Origin of the sequence: Providencia sp. PROV076 (assembly GCF_028483405.1) — a bacterium.
Lineage (GTDB): Bacteria > Pseudomonadota > Gammaproteobacteria > Enterobacterales > Enterobacteriaceae > Providencia > Providencia huaxiensis.
Map to the genome: position 1 here is coordinate 1 of NZ_JAMPRR010000001.1, position 16,776 is coordinate 16,776.

The window sequence follows — 16,776 nt, forward strand, 5'->3', positions numbered from 1 at the left end:
GCTTATCACTCAAAACGACTATTTTTTGATTCTTTTTAAGGCTTCTGGCAGCTCTGCAATGCTACTAATAACAATATCAGCGTTATTTATTCCTTCATCTGTTACAGCTTCGCCACTTTTTACTAATACCGTTGTGCCAACTTTAGCTGCTTTTCCTGCTTGTATATCAGCGAGCTTATCACCCACCATAATAGAAGAAGCCATATCTATATTTAAAAATGATTGCGCATCTAATAGCATTCCAGGTTTTGGCTTACGGCAATTGCAGTCTTGGCGATATTCTTCAACATCAGCATCAGGATGATGCGGGCAAAAGTAAATACCGTCTAAGTCCACACCTCTGTCAGCTAATGACCAATCCATCCATTCAGTTAGTTGCATAAATTGGTCTTCTGTATAGATACCACGCCCAATACCAGACTGGTTAGTTACCACAACTAATGCATAACCCATTTTCTTTAATTCAATCATTGCCTCAATTGAACCTTCGATAAATTCGAAATCATCAATTTTGTGTACATAGCCATGATCGATATTAATTGTTCCATCTCTATCTAAAAAGACTGCTGGGATCCCGTTACTCACCTGTTCACTCCTAAAATTTAATCTCTTTTTAGTATCTCATGAAAAGAAATAAAAGGAGAATAGAATAAATAGAACAATCTTTATTGACTTAGACGTCTAGACGCCTTAACATCCAACATTATTAGATACACTATCTAAAAACAATTCAGATAAAGTTAGAAACTATAAATGATAAAGCTCTCAAATATTAATAAAGTTTTCCAGCAAGGAAGCCGTAACATTCAAGCGCTTACTGATATTAGCTTGCATGTGCCTGCTGGTCAGATCTATGGCGTTATTGGCGCTTCAGGTGCGGGTAAAAGTACGCTTATTCGTTGCGTGAACATGCTTGAGCGTCCAACTTCAGGCCAAGTTATTGTCGATGGACAAGATTTAACATCAATGACTGAAAAAACGTTGACGAGAGCACGTCGCGGCATTGGCATGATTTTCCAACATTTTAACCTGTTATCTTCACGTACTGTTTTTGATAACGTTGCTCTTCCTTTGGAGCTAGATAATACGCCTAAAGAAAAAATTAAAGAGCGAGTGAATGAATTACTCGATTTGGTTGGGTTAACTGAAAAGAAAGATGCATACCCAGCAAACCTTTCTGGCGGACAAAAACAACGTGTTGCTATCGCTCGCGCATTAGCTAATTCGCCTAAAGTATTGCTCTGTGACGAGGCGACAAGTGCATTAGACCCCGCAACAACACGTTCAATTTTAGAATTATTGAAAGATATTAATCGCCGATTAGGCCTAACTATCTTATTAATTACTCACGAAATGGACGTTGTAAAACGTATTTGTGATCAAGTCGCTGTAATAAGTGGTGGGCAATTAATCGAGCAAGACAAAGTGAGCGAAGTATTCTCTCACCCGAAAACACCTGTCGCTCAAGCGTTTATTCAATCAACATTAGTGATTGATATTCCAGATGATTATAAAGAACGATTAAAAACAGAGCCAGGTAAGGACTCATCACCATTACTCAAACTTGAATTTACAGGGCAGTCTGTTGATGCTCCTTTAATTTCAATGGCTGTACGCAAGTTTGATATTGATATTAATATTTTAAGTTCACAAATTGACTACGCTGGTGGCGTAAAATTTGGGGTGATGTTAGCCGAGCTACATGGCATTAATGGTGGCGTTGAATCCACAATTGCATTTCTGAAAGAGCATCACGTGAAAGTAGAGGTTTTGGGTTATGTCTGAGAGAATGATTTATCTGCTGATTAACGGCACAATTGACACTATCACAATGACCTTTGTTTCCGGCTTTTTGGGCTTTGTTTTAGGTTTACCATTAGGTGTATTGCTCTATATTACACGCAAAGACCAAGTAATGGAGAATGTAGGGCTATATCGAGCTCTTGCAGTTGTCGTAAATATTTTCCGTTCAGTGCCATTTATTATTTTACTGGTTTGGATTATTCCATTAACTTCGTTTCTTGTTGGGACGACTATTGGTTTAAAAGCGGCAATAGTGCCTTTAACAATTGGCGCTGCACCGTTTATCGCTCGCATGGTTGAAAATGCGTTATTAGAAATTCCAAGTGGCTTAATTGAATCAGCCCGTGCGATGGGAGCGACTCCGCTTCAGATTATTCGTAAGATTTTAATCCCAGAAGCATTACCAAGTTTAATTAATGCAGCCACTATCACATTAATTATGTTAGTCGGATATTCCGCCATGGGTGGTGCTGTTGGTGCAGGTGGTTTAGGACAAATCGCACTGCAATATGGTTATCAAACTTATAATCCTGTTGTGATGAATACCGTTATTGTTCTCCTCGTCATTTTAGTAAATCTAATTCAGTTTGGTGGCGAGTATTTAATGAAAAAAGTTTCACATCGATAGTTAGTAAAATAGCTGCGCCGTTGAGGTGCTTATAAAGTCCGTATTAAAGGGGTAAAACAATGTCTATTAAATTAAAATCTATCGCAGTTGTCGGCGCGCTATTAGGCACACTCGTTCTCACTGGTTGTGGTGAGAAAGAGAAAGATGCTAACAGCATTAAAGTTGGTGTGATCATGGGCAAAGAATTAGAAGTTGCTGAGGTCGCGCAAAAAGTTGCTAAAGAAAAGTATGGTTTAAATGTTGAGCTTGTTTCATTTAATGACTTCGTTTTACCTAATGAAGCATTGAGCAAAGGCGATATCGATGCAAATGCATTCCAACACAAACCTTATCTTGATCAGCAAATTAAAGATCGTAACTATAAATTAGTCCCTGTTGGAAATACCTTTATTTATCCAATTGCGGCTTACTCTAAAAAAATCAAGTCGGTAGATGAACTCGCTGATGGTTCACAAATTGCGTTACCAAATGACCCAACTAACTTGGGCCGTTCATTACTGTTACTACAGCAACAAGGTCTAATTAAATTAAAAGATGGTACAGGTTTAATGCCAACTGTTTTAGATGTTGTTGAAAATCCAAAGGATCTAAAATTTGTTGAGTTAGAAGCCCCTCAATTGCCTCGTGCTTTAGATGACCAAAAAATTGCATTAGCGATTATTAATACGACTTGGGCAAGTAGTGCGACACCTAAATTAACCCCAGCAAAAGATGGTTTATTTGTTGAAGATAAAGATTCACCATACGTAAATATTATTGTTGCTCGTGAAGATAATAAAGATAGCGAGAACGTAAAGAAATTTATTCAAGCATATCAATCGGATGAAGTGGCAAACAAAGCTAATGAAGTCTTCGATGGTGGTGCAGTTAAAGGTTGGTAATCTTTTTTATTATTTAAAAAGCGATTAAAATACTAGACGGCTTAACGCCGTCTAGTATTTTTTGTAATTTATAGACTATAAAAATATCACGGCATTATTTTGAACCACATAAGAAAGGTATAATTTATGAGACTGTTATTGCTCACTTTGGTGACATTTGTGTTAGCCGGGTGTGGAATTAACCAATACACGAGTCCAGGGCAAAATAAAGGTTTCACTAGTATGAAATTATCTAAACCTGTACCAAGTGTGACAGAGCCTGACACAGCAAACGTTAAATTAATGAATAGTCCAGAAGAGTTATTAGGGATGCCTTTCAAAGATTTGGGTGTTGTCTCTGGGGAATCTTGTCGAGAAAGCGTTCAAAGCCCTCCGGCAAATTTAAATACCGCAAAAAACAGCATGTTATCACAAGCTGCCTATATTGCTGCTGATGCCGTACTTTTACATCAGTGCCAAACCATGACCTCCCCGGGGTGTTATCAGGCAACAATTTGTGAAGGCAGTGCATTACAAATTGTTGAATAAAGATCTTATGCAATCTTTTCAGTTTAATGTTATTGGGCACATTGAATCTCCGTATAAAGAAAAGTTTGCAATCCCTCGCCAACCTGGACTTGTTCAGGGAGGTGCGGGGCGTTTACATTTGCATTCGCCATTTAACGACCCTAATTCGGTACGAGGACTCAATCAATTTAGCCATGTGTGGGTTTTATTCGTTTTTCATCAAACGATGGAAAATGGTTGGAAACCACTGGTGCGTCCTCCAAGACTCGGTGGCAATGAAAAAATGGGGGTTTTCGCAACCCGTTCAACATTTAGGCCAAACCCAATAGGTATGTCACTTGTTGAATTACATGGAATAACAGTAAAAAACAACCAGGTGATCCTTGAGCTTGGTAGCCTTGATTTAGTTGATGGCACTCCTGTTATCGATATAAAACCTTATTTACCTTTTGCTGAAGCAGTATCAAACGCAACCGCAGGGTATGCGCAGGACACTCCTTCAGATGATATGCAGGTTATATTTACCCCACAAACAGAAACTGAATTAGTTGCTTATCAAAATCACTATCCGGGCATTAAACAATTTATTTCACAAGTCTTAATGCAAGACCCTCGCCCCGCATACAAAAAACAATCGACTGAAACTCGTGAGTATGCAGTCCATTTATTAGATTTTAATATTCGTTGGCGAGTAATTGATGGTGTGACTGAAGTATTCGCTATCGAACCATGCGAAAAATCACGTTAACCCCTTTTGGCAAGCCTCCGTCACTGGTAGACTAGCTCACTATATACCTTGGCAAATAAATCGTTTGCCATAACTTATTGTTCTAATGGAACCTATACAATGCGTACTAGCAAATATCTGCTCTCAACTCTAAAAGAGACCCCTGCGGATGCAGAAGTTATCAGCCATCAGCTGATGCTGCGTGCAGGAATGATCCGTAAACTTGCTTCAGGTCTGTATGACTGGTTACCCACCGGTGTGCGTGTTCTACGTAAAGTAGAAACCATCGTTCGTGAAGAAATGGAAAATGCAGGCGCTATAGAGGTATCTTTACCCGTTGTTCAACCTGCAGATTTATGGCAAGAAAGTGGTCGTTGGGAACAGTATGGTCCTGAATTGCTACGTTTTGTTGATCGTGGTGAGCGCCCGTTTGTTCTCGGTCCGACTCATGAAGAAGTGATCACAGATTTAGTGCGTAACGAAATCACGTCTTACAAACAATTGCCATTGAATTTATTTCAAATTCAAACCAAATTCCGTGATGAAGTTCGCCCACGTTTTGGTGTGATGCGCTCACGTGAATTTATTATGAAAGATGCATATTCTTTCCACATTAGCCAAGAATCATTGCAAGAAACCTATGATGCAATGTACGAAGCCTACACCAAAATTTTCACACGTATTGGTTTTGACTTTCGTGCTGTTCAAGCTGATACCGGTTCTATTGGTGGCAGCGCATCCCACGAATTCCAAGTATTAGCGAAAAATGGTGAAGATGACGTCATTTTCTCTACTGAATCTGATTACGCAGCTAATATTGAATTTGCAGAAGCATTAGCACCAACAACACCACGTGGCGCTCCAACAGAAGAAATGCGTCTGGTGGATACACCAAATGCAAAAACAATCGCGGAGCTTGTTGAACAATTCAATTTACCTGTTGAAAAAACCGTTAAGACATTGATTGTTCATGCGAAAAAGGATTCAGGCCATACACTAGTCGCTTTGTTAATTCGAGGCGACCATGAGTTAAATGAAATCAAAGCAGAAAAACATCCTTTAGTCGCTAGCCCATTAGAATTTGCCACTGAAGCTGAAATCAGAAATGCGGTGAATGCAGGCCCTGGATCTTTAGGCCCTGTAAATATGCCACTACCGATTGTTATCGACCGTAGCGTTGCAGTAATGAGCGATTTTGGTGCAGGTGCAAATATTGATGGTAAACACTATTTTGGCATCAACTGGGAACGTGATTTAGCATTACCACAAGCTTTTGATTTACGTAACGTTGTTGAAGGTGACCCAAGCCCAGATGGTAAAGGTGTACTGCAAATTAAACGCGGTATCGAAGTTGGTCATATATTCCAATTAGGCACTAAATATTCAGAAGCAATGAAAGCTTCAGTCCAGAATGAGGATGGGCATAACCAAATCGTCACTATGGGTTGTTATGGTATTGGTGTAACGCGCATTGTTGCCGCTGCTATTGAACAAAGCCATGATGATCGCGGAATTATTTGGCCGGATGCAATTGCTCCGTTCCAAGTGGCTATTTTACCGATGAATATGCACAAATCTTATCGTGTTAAAGAAGTTGCAGAAAAACTTTATGCTGACCTAAAAGCAAACGGTATTGATGTAATTTTCGATGACCGTAAAGAGCGCCCAGGCGTGATGTTTGCCGATATGGAGCTGATTGGTGTTCCATACACTATCGTTATTGGTGACCGTAACTTAGACAACAACCAAATTGAATATAAATCACGCCGTAGTGATGATAAAGAACTGGTTGGCCTAGAAAATATCATTAGCTTCCTAAAAGGTAAGCTCGGTAAATAAAATAGGTTAAAAGCTAGAAAATAAAGCCCAAATGTCAGTTATTTCATTGAATTTGGGCTTTTTCTTTAAATATCGCGATACGAACCAATCTTAAAACCATGAGCCAAAATCTGTGATTTTAAACTCTCAGATGTTAATACTTCCAATTCATTTAAACGTGGATAAGCATAGTTACTTTTTAGTAGTGCATTATCAATAAAAGCAGGATGGCTCATAACTTCAATAGAGTTATTCCCTTGCGCTTTAGCTTCATTAATAATCTTCAAAAACAACGCTTCTGAAATTTCATCACCATAAAACTCACTACTGAAACAGTCAGTGCTTGCCACTTGATATGATAATGGCGGCCAATTTTTCTCTAATTGGCGATCAACTCGTAACGCAACCCCCTTTTCTTGAGCGAAAGCTACAACAATTGGAAAAATACCCTCAATCATATGAACATGATGATGGCTATCAATATGGCTCGGTTTTCGACCAAAAATTTCGATAAATTTTTGATATTGCTGATTTAGTTCTTGTTCAATTTCAACCAATGGTAAGTCATTAATATCAATATCCCAAAGCCATTTACCCAACATTCCATCACGGCTGAGTGTCGGCATTGATGAGAAAGGCTTCCCAGCCGTTAAAACAAAATGCATACCCACAGCTAGATTCGGATTTTCTTGGCTTAATTTAGCTGCATGGGATATTGCGGGCATATTCATCATCGCGCTTGTTGAATGAACAACCCCATTACGATGAGATTCGATAATGCCGTAGTTAACCGCTTCACAGAGTCCAAAATCATCGGCATTCACAATAAGTAATATAGCCATATGCTCTCCCTTAACACTATAAGCTATTAGCTTATTAACCTTCTTGCTCAAGCTGTTGTATTGCTTTAGCAAAGTTCGGTAGATATTTTTTATGAGCGATAAGTAATTCCTTAGAAATTAAACGCGCATCGTTATCAGAATGAATTAATGGGTTCAAATTCATCGCCAATAATACATCATTAAACTGGCCATTTACTGCGGCTTGGCTAGTGGTAATTTCAAAATTTTTTAAGGTATAAATTAAGCCAAGGACTTTATCATCAAAGTGTTTTACACGTGGATGCGGTTTTGCACCATCACGGCCTAATATACATGTCATTTCGACTGTCCAGTCTTCAGGAATATTACCAATATGCCCATGATGTGGAATATTAACGTAGTGCTCAGTTTGTTTGTCATTGTATATCGCATTGATAACTTCACAAGCCGCATCTGAATAATAAGCTCCACCTCTTAATTCAAGCTCTTTAGGTTTTACATCTAATGTCGGGTTTTTGTATAGTTCAAAGAGTTGATGTTCAACTTTTTGGACAATTTGTGCCCTAGCGCCACCTTTATAATATTCGCCAAGCTCAATTGCTAGCATCTCCTTAGGTTTAAAGTAATACAATAAGTAGGAGCATGGGATCAGATTTAATCCACGAATTAGGCCTTCGTCAAAAGCAAGATCAGTAATGTTTTTAACTGAATTTGCACTTAACGTTCCAGAGGCAATACCCTCTAATAATTCATTAAATCGCGATGAACCATTTACAATAACATCTTTGATAAAAACCATATGGTTTAAACCAAATAAATCGATAGATAACTCATCGCTATTAGATAATTTTAAAACATCGGTAATAAACATTTTCATACCGATTGGGATATTACAAACACCAATAAAACGTTTGAAGTTGGTATGGCGATATACCGCTTCAGTTACCATCCCTGCTGGGTTAGTAAAATTAATCACCCATGCGTTAGGGCAGATCTCTTCGACATCTTTAATAATGCCAAAAATCACAGGTATAGTTCGTAGCCCTTTAAATAAACCACCAGCTCCATTGGTTTCTTGTCCTAAATAACCATGTTTTAAGGGGATTGATTCATCTAATTCACGTGCTTTTAATTGCCCAACTCTTAATTGAGTTGTGACAAAATCAGCGTCTTTTAATGCTTCTCGCCTATCAAGCGTTTTAAATATTTTGAGTGGTATATTGGCATGTTTAACCATTCGCTCGCATAAATTATAGATAATATCTAATTTTTCTTTACCTTCTTCAACATCCACTAGCCACAATTCAGTAATAGGTAATTCATGGTAGCGTTTAATAAAACCTTCCAGCAATTCAGGAGTGTAGCTACTCCCCCCACCAATAGTGACAACTTTTAATTTCTGTTTCTGAGTCATATTAACCTCATTGTACCTTTATAATAGACATAGAAAAGCACACCATCTTTATAAAAAAGATGGATATGCTAGAGATTTTTAGAAATGGAAAGCTTATTTAGGTAATAATTTAACCTACCATTTTTTGTTCAACACTAAATAGATTTTTTCGGTAATCACTCGGTGTTAATGAAGTTAGCTCTTTAAATTTTTTCACAAATAAACTTGGACTGCTATAACCTGATTCAAAAGCAATATCTGTAATTGAATAGTTAGTTATTTCAAGTTGCTTTTTAGCAAAATTAATTCTGATATCATTAATAATCTGCATTGGCGTTTTGCCATAATAACGTTTTGTTGCTCGGGTTAAGTATTCTTGTGATTTCCCCGTTATAGAGATCATATTTTGTAGAGCACTTTCACTAAACATAGCGATATCATGCATTTCTTCCAATGTACTTTTTAGCCACTGAGGTGCATCATCTCGCATACTTTTTTCACGATAATGACGCAATCGATTTACCACATTAAATGTAACTAATTCAATAAATTCATTAAATTCACTGTCGCGAAAATTTAACGATGCGATCACAGACTCTATATAAGCCATAAATTCATTTTTCAATTGATAGCCTTGTGATGCAACAAAACAACTTGGTAATAGTGGTAAATAATGTTTATCAAAAAATGATTTGCTAATACCTACATTCAATATTCGTGTTGGCCCAAAATCATAAGAGCTTTCGTGATAAGAGCCTATCGGAAGAAAAATAAAATCACCTCGCTCTAATAAAACTTTTTTTCCATTAATTATTTGATAACAACGACCCGTTAAAACGATCATATACTCATAATAATCATGTTGATGCAGTCCACTTGCACTCTCAACTTTATTATAAATAAAGACATGAAAGGTTTTATTATTAAAAAGCTCACTTTCTTGAACTAGTTTAACTTCAGCATTAGTGTCGGTTCTATTCATCAGTGCCTGCATCATGGCTCCCTCTCTAATGGTTTAATTTTTCATGTAACTCAATTAACTCTGTAATTAATTCACGGGCTAACATGGCATTCATTAAATGATCTTGTGCATGAACCAGAACTAAACTAACTTTGATCCGCCCCTCCCCCATATCACTTTCAATCAATTGAGTTTGCACTTTATGCGCCTCATTCAGCGAAGAGTGCGATTGCTCCATTAAACTTTTTGCTGTCGCAAAATCACCTTCTTTCGCCTTTTTTAATGCGGTATAAGCTAAGCTTCTTGCTTGTCCTGCATTAATAATCAGTCCCATGACAACTTCTTCAAGTTCATCTGTAGTGGTATCGTCTTGGATATCATTAAGTTCAAACATATTTTTATCTCTTTTTATTGGGAGGAGCACGCTCCTCCCTATTTTAAAACTTCAGTGCGTTAGCAATATCTTCTTCACTTTCTTCTTCATCGATTGTGTTTTGTGCTTTATTCGAAATCACAACGAATGGAAGATAAACGAGTACCGCCACACCAAGGTTAAATAATGCAAGTAATAAGGCAGCGATACTACCATTAGTATTGAAGAATGCAGCTAGCCCTGTTGGCATTGTCCATGGTGCGATATTCGTCACTGGTGGGATAATCCCTAAATAATAAGCTGCAACCATTATTCCTGCTAATAGAGGCTGAATAAGAATAAATGGAATAAACATTACTGGGTTCATAATGATCGGCAGACCAAAGATAATCGGCTCATTAATTTGGAAAATACCTGCTGGTAATGCTAATTTCGCAACCTGGCGATGATCGGCACGACGAGATGCAATAAAGATAGCAATAATTAATCCTAATGTAGCCCCGGTTCCACCTAAGAATACATAGGAATCAAGCATCGGTTTTGCCCACATATGGAAAGATTTACCCGCGGCAATCGCAGCGTCAACTGAACCATACTCTGCATATAAAGACACGTTTTCTAATGCCCACGGAGTCATTATTCCACTGTCTAATGCGGTTAATGCGAGAGAGCCGTGAATACCAAAGAACCATAATAGAGAGGTAAATACAACATATGCCCAGCCAACAACATTCCCCATAGAGGCAAGTGGTGTGGATACTGTGTCCATAATGATTTGATGGAAATTACTACTAATACCACTTAGTGCCCACGACACAATTCCCATAATCGATAAGATAATAAAACCAGGAATAAGTGCAGAAAATGAGCGAGATACGGATGGCGGTACGCTATCAGGTAATCTAATCACCCAATTACGGCGAACAATAAAAGTGAACATTTCAGCAACGACTAGCCCTAGAATGATCCCTGAAATGATATTTGCCCCACCGAGCCAATTAGCACCAACGGCATAAGCACCATTGACGTCATATGGTGTGACTGTCATAAAAGAAGCAACAGCCAACAAACCAGCAGCAAGTGGATCAACCTTGCGCTCTTCCGCAAGTGCCATTGCAATAAAGAAAGGGGCCATTAAGGACATAATTCCCAATGTCCCGTTATAAACGTTTCCACCAATGGCTTTAAAACCATTTAGTGTTTCTATCGTTGAAGGCTCTAGTCTAACCCCCAAAGAATAGAAAAATGACCCTGTATCAAAACTCAGAAAAACATTATTAATTAACACAAACATTGCCCCAACTAAGGTCAGAGGCATAATTCGAATAAAACCATTCTTTATTGCATTAACATGAGGTTGCTTTCCCAATCTAACCGCGAATGGAAGGAGTACCTTTTCAAGCGAAGTGATAAAAAGACTCATAAAAATACCCTCAATTTTTTGAGTGTGCTCCATTCTTAACTCATTACGTTATATTAATAGCGTTAATGTTGATGGAGTTATTATGTTGTAGAGGTAGTAAATAGCTTGTGGGTATTAGCTTGCTGTCTGTTTTCTTATAATTGCAACAGCGGCTTTTAGTACACCAAGCCCATCCACTTTTCCGTATAAAAGTGAATCAATAACTTCAACTGGCTTATTAGGCAATAATTTCTGAATATCAGATAACATCCATGCAATTTGCGGGCCCAGCAATATGACATCCGCATCTACACCTTTTTCTGAAGCTAAGCTTTCAGGGAAGGCTTCTATATTGACAGGTACATCGTATTTTTCTGCTTGCTGTCTCATTTTGTTAACTAGCAGTGAGGTAGACATTCCTGCAGAACAAAATAGATAAATATTTTTCTTATTCATTCCTTATCCTTTGATTCGTTCTATTTTTCATTACCGCTGTGACTTATAAATTTTCTTATAGACTTATCATGTAATCAAACCTTGCACACTAAAGAAAATAATTATCTCTAGTTGAATGGAGTATACTGCCTTCCCTGCATTTCCGATAATTCAAACTAGCTAACAATTGTCTCCTATTGACCAATAGCCATGACGACCTTCACATTTATATAAATATTTTGCGTCAATAAAAAAGTTATACTGATATCAAATAATGATAAAAATGAATGAGAATTAGGTAATACGAGGTTTTAGTTGATAATTTAGGAAACCTGAAACAAAAAAGACCCACTTCAACAGAAGTGGGTCTCAGGCTGCGGCCAAACATATGATGTTTGGCCGCAAGTTTAATAGGTTTTTAAATAAATTAGTTACAAGAAGCCGTTTTGTCGAATTTAATTGCACCTGTTGGTACTAAAGCAGCATCAAACTGGCCATCTTCCATTGAAGGGCGGATTGTATAATAACCTTCAATTTCAGCGTAGACAGGTGTACCACCATCTACCCCCGTTTCACCATATGCTTTTTCTAATTCAACACCAGAAACAGCGTATTGGCGACCACTATCGCACTCTTTGAAAACAGCTGCATCTGCCATATAGCGGTACTGCCCCACTTTTTTACTTGGCTTAACTTGGTCTAGTGTATAATTCATCTGTGTTTCAATCGGATTACCTTCTAAATCCAGTAAGGTCACTGATTGGCCATCTGCCGATTGGGCAAAATAAGTACTTTCACCTTTAGGATTAGTTGCACGTAATTTGTTATTTTCTATATCCCATTTACCAGTATCATGGAAAGCGGTATCGCCATCTCGGGTTCCTAAATAAACGAGTTGCTCAACATAACTACCATCTTGGTTAACTAACAATGTTGCCTCAATACCAGAGCAATCAGCGCAAGGTAAAACCCCTGTATACACTTTATCGACTGGTGCTGTATCGGTATTTTTTGTCGCACTCTGGCAACCAGCTAACGTAATGCTTCCAGTCACCATTAAGACTAACATTAGTGATTTTTTCATTATAATTCCCTTAAAACCGTGGATTTTGACTTATTAACCAATGTAAACATCATAGCATTTCATCTAATAAAAATATGGCATACCTAAGAAAATTCGGACATTACTGATAAAATACGTCATGCATTGATTTGGTGAATAAGAATTGTCTTTTTCCCTTCGCTGTGATTATAGTTATTAAAGTTACTGTGCTATTATCGTATTAAGCACATTTCTGCTTGGTACAACATGTTCAAGGCGGCAATAACCGCCACTAACACAGTGGTGAGGGAATATGTCTACAGATACTGAATATCAACCTATCAATTGTGATGATTACGAATATCTAGAAATCGCATGCCAACGTCAGCTAAAGTTGCAAATAGCACTTAATGACGGCATGAATATTGAGGGGCAGGCCAGTGATTTACTCCTACGAAAAAAAGTTGAGTACCTGATTGTTGAAACACATGAAGGAACCAAGGAGTTAAGATTGGATTGCATAATTTCCTTCAGTCATCCAGAAATCGGCACGATTGTTGTCGACCACTCTCACTAATACTCACGATTTTGAGTCCTTCTATAGCCCCTTATGGTAATCACAGTCATAAGGGGCTTCTCATTAGTTCAACATCTTAAATTCACCCTCTTTTTGCCAATCGATGGCAATACCCAGAGACGCTTCATCAACTAGCCCTTCAGGGGTAATAAAGCACCCTACTGCGGTAATGAGCTGGTCGTTATAATAAATTAATGGCACTCTTTCTCTCATCCATGGAGCTACGCCTAATTCTTGCCAGATCTTCTTACTGCTTCTGGAACGATGACGCCCTACAATGTTTAGCGTGCCTTGCAGCCCAAAACGAATTGTCACAATTTCATCTGGTTTGGGCGGACGTATTTGCCCCTCACCTTCCATAATCTGTAAAATTCCTAAAGATCCAGGCAATTCAAAGACATCAGGGAAATTCCATTCAAACTGTTGATTTACTAAGCTATTAATACGCTTAACAACCCACAATGCGCCTTGATAACGACGAATTTCAAATTGCCCTAACTGGCAAATAGGGTCAGCGTCTTGCCGAGCTAACGCCACTTCTTGCCAAATTCGTTCCAATTGGTTAAATGGCGGCATTGGTAACTGGTGCAACCCAACCCAGCGACGGATGAGTGCATTGCGCTTTGATGATGAGCAGGCTTTCAGGTCATCAATAAATAGCCCACCTCGATAGTCCATCATGTTTTCAAGGGTATCTTTTAATAATTCATCGAGTAAGCTTTCTTGCTCCGCACATAGCGCTGCACTACGGGCCACTGCACTGGAAAAGTGAGGCCAGCGCTCAACCAAAATGGGCATGATATTCAATCGCAAAAAATTTCTATCATAACGGTCATCTTGGTTACTATCGTCTTCAACCCACGATAATTTCTGCTCTTGCATATAAGCTTCTAGCGCTATGCGAGGCGTTGTAAGTAATGGACGTAACAACCATGTTGAGCCACTACACGCTGTAAAAGCTAATAATTCAGGCATTGAAGATAACCCAGCAGGCCCACTGCCACGCTTTAACGCTAACATGAAAGTTTCTGCTTGGTCATCAAGGTGTTGAGCTGTGACTAACACCTCACCACCTTGTAATTCTTCTCGGTAAGCCTGATAACGAGCATCTCGTGCCGCAGCTTCAATTCCTTTTTGGCTCGAGTCAACCACTACATGTCTGCAAATGAAAGGAATGTCCCACTGTAAACATAATTGAGCACAGTGCTGCTCCCATTCATTTGCTTTACTATTCAACCCATGGTGAACATGAATAGCGCGGATTTCTAGTGAAGGGAGTTGCTGTTGCCGAATAAGATAAAGCGCATGTAATAAAACAGTTGAATCAATACCGCCACTAAATCCCACTAGAATTTTTTGAATACCATTTATTTTATTGAGAACCCGTTCAACAATGACTTGCGAATGCTGTATCATTTATTCGCCCTTCTCATAATTTTTGACCATGTTTTTTTGTACCAACACACAAAACACCAGAAATAATTACTAGTAATACCCCTGCAACATAAGCGGCTTCAAAAGCATCATTTAATATTAAGACCAACCAAAACACTGATAATACGGGAGATAAAAACACCACTGATGCAATTTTAGCCGAATGCCCTGTATTCATCGCCTTGAACCACAAAATATAAGACACCCCATTGATTAAAATGCCATTAACCAATGTTGGCCAAAAAGTCGTTTTTGATGGTAATCGCATCTCACTAAATAATATCAGTAAAACAAAAGAAACCAGCGTTGAAAAAATAAATAACCACACAGTACTAATATAGGGGTCTATCGAATATTGGCGAGAAAAAACTGACATTAGTGCAAAGCAAAATGCACCACTAAAAACCAGTAATAATGCTGTTGGATTTTCAACATGAAGTTGTGTAATTTGCCCTTTGGTAAAAGTAATAATTACTGCAATAAAACCGATGATGATACCAACTACTTGTCTTCCCGCTAATTTGTCTTTTAGCAATACCACTGATAACAAGATAATAACTAATGGCCAACTATATTGAATGACCAATACGGCGATACCATTTTTAATGGAATAGCCGTAGTACAGTAACAAATAGAATAAACAATCAAGAAAACCAAGAACAAAGACTTTAACTAGTACATCTCTTGGTAAGATAAACAATTTTGCCAGTCTATACCCTGAAGCAAGTGCAACAATAATCACAGATATCGCTGAAATTAAGTTCGACCAGAAAAGGAATTGGAAGCTATCCATGCCTTCTTGCCCAAAACGAGAGACAATAGGAATAAAGCTCCATATCAATACGCAAGTAAAAGCATATAGCAAATAATTATATTGGCGCACCCTAGCCCCTATCTATTGTTATTTTCAGCAGATGGATAATTAAAATAAATAGCTTGAATAAAAAACGGGAGCTAGCAAAAAGCAAACTCCCGTTTTTTATTAACGATTAGCGGTTAATGATCAACAATAACCATAGTCCATCAGGCGCTGATAGCGACGGTTTTTCAACGCTTCGGCATCTAATACTTCTAATTCATCTAAATCCTCAGTCAGGCGTGCTTTTAGCTGTTCTGCGATTTCATCATAATTACGATGTGCACCGCCTAATGGCTCAGGAATAACATTATCAATTAATTTCAGTTCTTTAAGACGTGGAGCAGTAATCCCCATCGCCTCTGCTGCTAATGGTGCTTTATCTGCACTTTTCCATAAAATAGAAGCACAGCCTTCTGGTGAAATAACAGAATAAGTACTGTATTGCAGCATATTGACTTTATCACCCACACCGATGGCAAGTGCACCACCAGAGCCACCTTCACCAATAACGGTACAGATGACAGGGACTGATAAACGTGACATTTCACGTAAATTACGTGCGATAGCTTCTGACTGGCCGCGCTCTTCAGCACCAACGCCCGGATAAGCACCTGGAGTGTCAATAAAGGTAATAATAGGCAAGTTAAAACGCTCAGCCAGTTCCATCAGACGCAATGCCTTACGGTAACCTTCTGGGGCTGGCATACCAAAATTACGACGGATTTTTTCTTTTGTCTCACGCCCTTTCTGATGCCCAATAATCATGACTGGGCGACCATCTAAACGCGCCATTCCACCGACAATGGCTTTATCATCTGCATAAGCACGATCACCCGCTAATTCTTGGAAATCAGTAAATATGCGAGAAATATAATCCAACGTATATGGACGACGTGGGTGACGAGCGAGTTTAGCGATTTGCCAAGCTCCTAGATCAGAGAAAATTTTACGTGTCAGTTCAACACTTTTTTCACGTAAACGAGCAACCTCTTCATCTAGGTTGACTTCTAAGTTGTTATCTTGACGGCTAACCGCTGTTAGAGAATCAATTTTCGCCTCTAATTCTGCGATTGGCTGTTCAAAATCAAGAAAATCCAGACTCATAATATTCCTAT

Annotated in this window: 18 protein-coding genes; 7 read left to right on the forward strand and 11 right to left on the reverse strand. The window is 38.5% G+C overall.

The genetic code is table 11. The features are described from left to right. Window positions 1-18: 18 nt before the first annotated feature. Window positions 19-585: a D-glycero-beta-D-manno-heptose 1,7-bisphosphate 7-phosphatase gene (gmhB, locus tag PSF67_RS00005; RefSeq protein WP_102139911.1), complete on the reverse strand. Its 567-nt coding sequence runs from the start codon at window positions 583-585 to the stop codon at window positions 19-21. 168 nt (window positions 586-753) lie between these two features. Between gmhB and metN the strand changes: the two genes are divergently transcribed. From metN to proS, 6 genes are all read left to right on the forward strand, one after another. Further along, window positions 754-1,785 (forward strand): methionine ABC transporter ATP-binding protein MetN, encoded by a 1,032-nt coding sequence (gene metN, locus PSF67_RS00010; protein ID WP_102139912.1) that lies wholly within the window; start codon window positions 754-756, stop codon window positions 1,783-1,785. Continuing rightward, window positions 1,778-2,431 (forward strand): methionine ABC transporter permease MetI, encoded by a 654-nt coding sequence (gene metI, locus PSF67_RS00015; protein WP_004257375.1) that lies wholly within the window; start codon window positions 1,778-1,780, stop codon window positions 2,429-2,431. Before metN ends, metI begins: the two co-directional genes overlap by 8 nt. Before the next feature lie 59 nt (window positions 2,432-2,490). Beyond that, on the forward strand, window positions 2,491-3,312 hold the full coding sequence (locus PSF67_RS00020) for a MetQ/NlpA family lipoprotein (protein WP_004257378.1): 822 nt from the start codon (window positions 2,491-2,493) through the stop codon (window positions 3,310-3,312). 126 nt (window positions 3,313-3,438) lie between these two features. After that, a complete protein-coding gene (gene rcsF, locus PSF67_RS00025; RefSeq protein WP_102139914.1) occupies window positions 3,439-3,840 on the forward strand; it encodes an Rcs stress response system protein RcsF in 402 nt (133 codons plus the stop codon). A gap of 7 nt (window positions 3,841-3,847) precedes the next feature. Continuing rightward, entirely contained in the window at window positions 3,848-4,567 is a 720-nt protein-coding gene (gene tsaA / locus PSF67_RS00030) for a tRNA (N6-threonylcarbamoyladenosine(37)-N6)-methyltransferase TrmO (RefSeq protein WP_102139964.1), read from the forward strand. A 99-nt stretch (window positions 4,568-4,666) separates the two neighbouring features. Beyond that, on the forward strand, window positions 4,667-6,385 hold the full coding sequence (proS, locus tag PSF67_RS00035; protein WP_102139915.1) for a proline--tRNA ligase: 1,719 nt from the start codon (window positions 4,667-4,669) through the stop codon (window positions 6,383-6,385). Window positions 6,386-6,450: 65 nt separating this feature from the next. On the opposite strand, the gene chbG is transcribed toward proS, so the two are convergent. From chbG to PSF67_RS00070, 7 genes are all read right to left on the reverse strand, one after another. Beyond that, a complete protein-coding gene (gene chbG / locus PSF67_RS00040) occupies window positions 6,451-7,206 on the reverse strand; it encodes a chitin disaccharide deacetylase (RefSeq protein WP_206275846.1) in 756 nt (251 codons plus the stop codon). Between the two features lie 34 nt (window positions 7,207-7,240). Further along, the gene (locus tag PSF67_RS00045) at window positions 7,241-8,599 is read right to left on the reverse strand and encodes a 6-phospho-beta-glucosidase (RefSeq protein ID WP_272676305.1); all 1,359 of its coding nucleotides are present in this window, start codon (window positions 8,597-8,599) and stop codon (window positions 7,241-7,243) included. Window positions 8,600-8,708: 109 nt separating this feature from the next. Beyond that, complete coding sequence (gene chbR, locus PSF67_RS00050; RefSeq protein WP_102139918.1) at window positions 8,709-9,575, reverse strand: transcriptional regulator ChbR; 867 nt, start codon at window positions 9,573-9,575, stop codon at window positions 8,709-8,711. Between the two features lie 10 nt (window positions 9,576-9,585). Further along, window positions 9,586-9,933, reverse strand: a complete 348-nt coding sequence (gene chbA, locus PSF67_RS00055) for a PTS N,N'-diacetylchitobiose transporter subunit IIA (protein ID WP_102139919.1) — start codon at window positions 9,931-9,933, stop codon at window positions 9,586-9,588. Window positions 9,934-9,976: 43 nt separating this feature from the next. Beyond that, on the reverse strand, window positions 9,977-11,335 hold the full coding sequence (chbC, locus tag PSF67_RS00060; RefSeq protein ID WP_036957985.1) for a PTS N,N'-diacetylchitobiose transporter subunit IIC: 1,359 nt from the start codon (window positions 11,333-11,335) through the stop codon (window positions 9,977-9,979). Between the two features lie 114 nt (window positions 11,336-11,449). Next, complete coding sequence (locus tag PSF67_RS00065) at window positions 11,450-11,770, reverse strand: PTS sugar transporter subunit IIB (protein WP_102139920.1); 321 nt, start codon at window positions 11,768-11,770, stop codon at window positions 11,450-11,452. Between the two features lie 406 nt (window positions 11,771-12,176). After that, complete coding sequence (locus tag PSF67_RS00070; protein ID WP_166264474.1) at window positions 12,177-12,833, reverse strand: copper resistance protein NlpE N-terminal domain-containing protein; 657 nt, start codon at window positions 12,831-12,833, stop codon at window positions 12,177-12,179. A gap of 271 nt (window positions 12,834-13,104) precedes the next feature. On the opposite strand from PSF67_RS00070, the gene rof reads away from it, so the two are divergent. Next, a complete protein-coding gene (rof, locus tag PSF67_RS00075) occupies window positions 13,105-13,368 on the forward strand; it encodes a Rho-binding antiterminator (protein WP_102139922.1) in 264 nt (87 codons plus the stop codon). A gap of 63 nt (window positions 13,369-13,431) precedes the next feature. On the opposite strand, the gene tilS is transcribed toward rof, so the two are convergent. The 3 genes from tilS to accA all read right to left on the reverse strand — a co-directional run bounded on the left by tilS (window position 13,432) and on the right by accA (window position 16,765). Then, window positions 13,432-14,784 carry a tRNA lysidine(34) synthetase TilS gene (gene tilS, locus PSF67_RS00080; RefSeq protein WP_195697654.1) on the reverse strand — a complete coding sequence of 451 codons (1,353 nt, stop codon included), beginning with the start codon at window positions 14,782-14,784 and terminating at the stop codon, window positions 13,432-13,434. 13 nt (window positions 14,785-14,797) lie between these two features. Continuing rightward, window positions 14,798-15,685, reverse strand: a complete 888-nt coding sequence (locus PSF67_RS00085; protein ID WP_272676307.1) for a DMT family transporter — start codon at window positions 15,683-15,685, stop codon at window positions 14,798-14,800. A 120-nt stretch (window positions 15,686-15,805) separates the two neighbouring features. Next, window positions 15,806-16,765, reverse strand: coding sequence for an acetyl-CoA carboxylase carboxyl transferase subunit alpha (accA, locus tag PSF67_RS00090; protein ID WP_166264467.1), 960 nt, complete (start codon window positions 16,763-16,765; stop codon window positions 15,806-15,808). Window positions 16,766-16,776: the final 11 nt, after the last annotated feature.